The sequence below is a fragment of the Pseudomonas sp. P5_A2_2 genome, from assembly GCF_054177685.1.
In genome coordinates this window covers 1-3,302 of record NZ_JBGCUL010000504.1, presented here as the reverse complement: position 1 = coordinate 3,302, position 3,302 = coordinate 1, and the positions used below count along the sequence as shown (strand labels likewise).

Here is a 3,302-nt window from a genome sequence, read left to right as displayed (position 1 = left end):
CAGGAGTTCATGGCATGAGCGTTTCAACCAGCGGCACAGCAGCGGCGATAACAAAAGCTTCAATGACGAGGGGAATGGTGCTTCTCTTTGCGTTTTGTTGTGGTGCCATCGTGGCCAACATCTATTACGCACAACCGATTATCAGCTTGATCGCCCCGGATATCGGCATGTCGAATGGCAGCGCCAGCTTTATCGTATCGCTGACTCAAATTGGTTACGCACTCGGATTGTTTTTCCTGGTTCCCTTGGCGGACCTCATGGAAAACCGCCGACTGATGATCGCGACGATCGTGGTTACAATCTTCAGCCTGATCGCCGCTGGTTTGGCCAGGCAACCGAGTGTGTTTCTTGTCGTCTCGGCACTCATCGGTTTCAGCTCGGTCTGCGTGCAGATGCTGATTCCATTGGCCGCGCATCTGACGCCGGAAGAGTCTCGCGGCCGAGTGGTGGGCGGGATCATGGGGGGCTTGCTGTTGGGGATCCTGCTTGCGCGTCCGCTGTCGAGCCTGGTTGCTGATCATTTTGGCTGGCGGGCAGTATTTATCGGCGCGGCTGCGTTGATGTTCGTCATCTCCATGGTGATCGGCATGACCATGCCCAAATGGCAACCGACCCATCGCGCGTCGTATGGGCAGTTGCTGAAGTCCCTTGGACAATTGTTTTACCGTGAGCCGGTATTGCGTCAACGAGCGCTCTATCAAGGGTTGATGTTTGCGGCGTTCAGCTTGTTCTGGACCGCTGTCCCCCTGGTATTGAGCCGTGAGTTCGGCCTCACGCAAAGTCAGATTGCGATTTTCTCTCTGGTCGGCGCCATCGGCGCAATCGCCGCACCTATCAGTGGTCGACTCGCTGATGCGGGGCACACTCGACGAGCCTCACAGTTGGCGATGATATTGGGTGCAGTGAGTTTCCTGCCGGCCTTCATCAATCCTTTTTACGGTGTGATCGGGTTAGCGGTTACGGGTATCGCGCTGGATTTTGCCGTGCAGATGAACATGGTGCTTGGGCAACGAGCCGTCTACGCCTTGGGCACTGCCAACCGAGGCCGTCTGAATGCGTTGTACATGATCAGCATCTTCATTGGCGGGGCGATCGGCTCCTCGGTGGCCAGCTCGCTTTATGAACACTTCAGCTGGTTGGCGATTGCCGCAGTCGGAAGTGCATTGTCACTGGCCACTCTGATCGCGTTCTTGATGGTGTCCCGTAGAAGCGGGCAGACCCACTGAGTAAATCCGTCGCCTGAACAAACGATTGGGGAGGGAGCCCCAAGTTCGTCATCAAATCCAATCAGTGATTCAATAGGCGCACCGTTCCCAGTCAGCGCCCGGTAACTCAAGGAGTGTCATGGACAAGCTGCTCGCATTGAAAATGTTCGTCCAGGCGGTGGATTCGAAGGGTTTTTCTTCTGCCGCACGACAATTAGGCATGGCTACGTCATCTGTAACCCGGATGATCGATGGGCTTGAGGCTGAACTGGGCGCTGTCCTGCTTAACCGCTCCCCCCGTCAAATCTCATTGTCAGATGCCGGGGCCGCCTACTATTTGAAAGCGCGGGAGGTGCTCAATGCTGTGGCCGAAGCGGATGCCTCAGTCACTGACCGTGGGGAAATCCCTGCGGGGCATCTGCGTATTTCGGTGCCGGTGGCGCTTGGACGGCGTCTCATTGCTCCGCATATCGCCTCGCTTTTGAAACGTTACCCGCAGTTGGTGTTGGACATGACACTTTCTGACGACATCGTCGAGTTGCTCGGCGAGCGCGTCGATCTATCGATACGGTTGGGATCGGCAGCAGCGATGGATGGTGTGGTCAGTCGTCCCATCGGTCATTTTCGGCGTCGGGCGGTTGCCAGCGCCGCGTACTTGAATACGCATGGCTTTCCCGAACAGCCTCTGGACCTGCTGCAGCACGAGTGCATGCGCTTCAGTTACGGGGCAAAGCAGCAGGTCTGGACGTTCCAAAAGGACGGTGAGGAGACGCGAGTGCCCATTGACGGCCGCTTCAAAAGCAACAATGCGGAGGTTTTGCGCGAAGTTGTACTGGCCGGCGGTGGGGTGGCGCTGTTACCGGATTGGCTCGTCGACGATGATATCGACAGCGGCGACTTGACGTCGTTGTTCGAGTCTTTTGTGATCAATCCCAACGATGCAAGTTCGGCCATTTCCGCGCTGTATCTTCCCAATCATCGCGGCTCCAGACGCGTCAATGCGTTTATCGATTTCATCAGTGAATTACTGGGGCCTGAACACCTCCCCGGGAATTGATCTGCTGGCGTCCTCAGAAGCCGGGTCGGGTTCATAGCCAGCGCATTCTTTTGTTTTGTATGATGCCTCGATGAAGCTCTAGTGAGGCGTTATGCAAGACTCAAAAAACGTAGACGAGAGAACGCCGGAAAAATCAGCGGACTCACAGGGCACCGTCAAAGCGGCGACTCGGCGCCTTTCTCCAGAGGTCCGGGAAAAGCAGATCGTGCACAAAGCCATCGAGCACTTTGCGACGTGCGGATTCTCGGGAAGCACCCGTGAGCTGGCGCGGCAACTGGACGTTACCCAGCCGTTGCTCTACCGCTATTTCCCCAGCAAAGAGGCATTGATCGACCGTGTTTACGACGAGGTATATCAGTGGGATGCCTCTTGGGAGACGATAATCAAGGATCGTTCGCAACCCCTTCAGGCTCGCCTGGTTCGTTTCTATACCTCATACGCAAACGTGATTTTGCGGCGAGAATGGATTCGCATCTTCGTTTTCGCCGGGTTGACCCGTGAAGGCATCAACGATCGGTATCTGGCCAAATTGCGTGAGCGAGTCTTCATTCCTGTTATTGCGGAAATTCGCCATGCCCATGGTCTGGCGCCTTCCTGCGGTGAAACGATCAATGAAAAAGAGCTCGAACTGATCTGGAGTTTGCATGCCAGCATTTTCTATATTGGCGTGCGCAAATGGATCTACGATCTTCCAGTGACCGAGGACATTGACGCGCTGATAGAGCAGATGGTCGATGCGTTCCTCAATGGCGGTCCCCATGTATTGGCTCAGGTCGACAACGACCTCGGCGAAAAGCCTCGCTTGAATTGATTTTTCCGCTTGCCCACCTGATGACATCCTGCTTCCACCCTTCTTTTTGTCGACCACTCATCACCTGTTTCAGCCTTTAGCTGGATAGGTGGCGGGAGGGCGTGCATCCCGCTATTTCGCTCTGAAAAGCCCTTTCCAAACACCTGGAACTCGCCCTGCCGAGACGCCACCACGACGTGGTTCAGGGGCCGTCCTCAAAAAATTTGGTCCCGCGGCTATTTACTTCAAT

General features: G+C 55.5%; 3 protein-coding genes. All 3 read left to right on the top strand.

From position 1 onward, the window contains the following. The first annotated feature begins 14 nt into the window (after positions 1 to 14). On the top strand, positions 15 to 1,226 hold the full coding sequence (locus ACXRVY_RS21250; protein WP_457265897.1) for an MFS transporter: 1,212 nt from the start codon (positions 15 to 17) through the stop codon (positions 1,224 to 1,226). Positions 1,227 to 1,344: 118 nt separating this feature from the next. Further along, positions 1,345 to 2,262: a LysR family transcriptional regulator gene (locus ACXRVY_RS21245; RefSeq protein ID WP_457265896.1), complete on the top strand. Its 918-nt coding sequence runs from the start codon at positions 1,345 to 1,347 to the stop codon at positions 2,260 to 2,262. A 91-nt stretch (positions 2,263 to 2,353) separates the two neighbouring features. Continuing rightward, positions 2,354 to 3,073, top strand: coding sequence for a TetR/AcrR family transcriptional regulator (locus ACXRVY_RS21240; protein WP_223457958.1), 720 nt, complete (start codon positions 2,354 to 2,356; stop codon positions 3,071 to 3,073). The last annotated feature ends 229 nt before the right edge of the window (positions 3,074 to 3,302 follow it).

Excerpts from the sequence above, each read along its gene's own strand:
- ACXRVY_RS21250 (WP_457265897.1), top strand. The coding sequence starts at position 15 with ATGAGCGTTTCAACCAGCGGCACAGCAGCGGCGATAACAAAAGCTTCA.
- ACXRVY_RS21245 (WP_457265896.1), top strand. The coding sequence starts at position 1,345 with ATGGACAAGCTGCTCGCATTGAAAATGTTCGTCCAGGCGGTGGATTCG.
- ACXRVY_RS21240 (WP_223457958.1), top strand. The coding sequence starts at position 2,354 with ATGCAAGACTCAAAAAACGTAGACGAGAGAACGCCGGAAAAATCAGCG.